Origin of the sequence: Sphingomonas sp. FUKUSWIS1, from assembly GCF_000733135.1 — a bacterium.
In the GTDB taxonomy this organism is placed as follows: domain Bacteria; phylum Pseudomonadota; class Alphaproteobacteria; order Sphingomonadales; family Sphingomonadaceae; genus Sphingomonas; species Sphingomonas aerolata.
In genome coordinates this window covers 79,698-81,749 of the sequence record NZ_JPJC01000141.1, presented here as the reverse complement: position 1 = coordinate 81,749, position 2,052 = coordinate 79,698, and the positions used below count along the sequence as shown (strand labels likewise).

Here is a 2,052-nt window from a genome sequence, read left to right as displayed (position 1 = left end):
GCATCGCGCGTAGCAGCGGCACGGCGCGCATCGGCGCGGGCGCGGATGGCGTCGGCCTGCGACACGCCACCCGCCTCGCTATCCTCGACGTGGCGTCGCGCGATATCCGCGGCAAGACGCGAAGCTGCATCGGCTTCGGTCGCGCGCGCGCGCGCCGCACGCGTTGCCGCCGCCGCGCTCGATCGATCCGCGCTTTCGGCATCCCCAAGCAGCGCCATCTCACGGTCAAGCGACGCCAGACGTCGCGGATAGTCGCGCATTCGCCGCTCCGCCTCTGCGAGCCGGAGCCGCTGGGGTTCGGCATCGAGCGAGACCAGCACGTCCCCGGCCGTCACGCGGTGCCCGATCGCGAGCCGCGTCGCGATCATCCGCCCCGATTGCGCGGGCGACACGGCTCGCGGGGCCGTGCCGACCTCAAGCCGCGCACTGGTCGACACCTCGTACAGCGTCACCGACGCCAGCGTGAACCACAGCAGCCAGATCGCGAGCAGGGCTGCTGCGACGGCAAGCGCGAATAGTGCCAGGCGCGGCGTCTCGCGAGCCAGCGCGTTATGCGTCCGGGCGAATGGCGTGGCCATGCCGCGATCACTGCCCCGCCGGAGTGAGGGGGGATGGCGGCGAAGACGTCGTCCGCCATCCACCGCCGAGCGCGCGGACAAGGCCGACGGTGGCGATCGCCCGCGCATGACGAAGCCGGACCAGCCGGGTTTGCGCGCCAAGATCCGCGCGTGCCGTGTCGAGCGACTCGAGCAGGCTGATCGAGCCGCGGGCGAGGCGTCGGGCAGCCAGCTGTTCGCCGCGAAGGCTCGCATCTGCCGCTTCGCGCGCCACCGCCTCCTCCGCCGCAAGCAGGCGCGTGGCGGCGAGCTGGTCCTCCACGTCGCGAAACGCGCGCAGGATAGTGTCGCGCTGCTGCGCCTGGGCCAGCTCCTCCTCGGCCGCCGCCCTGCGAACGCGCGCGGCGGTACGGCCACCGTCGAAGATCGGCAGCGAAAGGATCAGGTTGAAGCCGAACGTCTGCGCAGTCTGGGACAGGAGCTCGCCGAGCGTCGGCGAGGCCTGCCCGCCATTGCCCGTGAGCGCAAAGCCCGGAAACCATGCGGTCTTCGCGGCCCGATGCCGCAACCGCGCCGCCTCCACCGCATCCGCGACCGCCGCAACGTCCGGCCGTCGCAGCAGCATCTCGCTCGGCAGTCCGGCCGGGATCGTGGGAACCGTGAGCAGTTCCGGTGCGGCGCGACGGTCGGGGATTGCTGCGGCACCGACCAGCAGTGCCAGTGCATGCCGGGTCAGTGCGCGGTCGCGGTCGCGCGCGAGCAGGTCGGCGCGCAGCATGGCAAGTTCCACCTGTCGCCGATTGACATCGCGCGCCGCGGCATTGCCGCGCGCGGCCTGCGCCGCAACGATCGCCAGCGCCCGCGCCGCCCGGTCGATCGCGCTGGCCAGGACGTCGCGCTCGCCATCGAGCGCGCGCAACGTGAAATAGGTCTGCGCAATCTCCGCTTGCACCGCGAGCCGCGCACCGGCCAATGTCGCTTCTGCGGCGCGCGCATCCAGCCGCGCCGCGCGCGCGGCCTTGCCAAGGCCGCCAAATAGGTCGGGCTCCCACGCCGCACGGAGGCCAAGCTCAAACAGACGGCCGTTTTCGCCGCTGGCGGTGGCAAGATTGCCTGACTGGTCGGCGATGCCGGCGATCGCGGCAACCCGCGGCAGCCGTTCGGCGGAGGCCGTGCGGACGGCGGCCCGTGCGATCGAAAGCCGCGCCGCGATGATCGCGATGTCCGCGTTATCGATATTGCCCCGCGCGACAAGCGCGTCGAGCTCTGGGGAGCCGAAGATCGTCCACCAGTCCGCGCGCCAGGGCAGCGGGCTCGCGATGCGCTGTGCCTCGGCATAGGTCGCGGGCACGTCCGCTGCGTCAGCGCCCGCCGCGATGCCGAGCACGCTGGCGACGAGAAGGGGGATTGCGTGCCGGACGCGGAGATGGCCGGAACAAGTCCGGCCATCTCGTCTGGAAACGATCATCTGAGATCGCAACCGCAGCGGGTCAGG

The 2,052-nt window shown here is 72.0% G+C and carries 1 protein-coding gene and 1 pseudogene; both read right to left on the bottom strand.

The genetic code is table 11. The annotated features are described in order from the left end of the window. A pseudogene (locus sphsw_RS09705) lies at positions 1-578 on the bottom strand (hypothetical protein); the annotation flags it as partial. A 7-nt stretch (positions 579-585) separates the two neighbouring features. Further along, positions 586-2,052, bottom strand: a 1,467-nt coding sequence (locus sphsw_RS09700; RefSeq protein WP_235188349.1) for an efflux transporter outer membrane subunit, incomplete at its 5' end; no start/stop codon positions are given.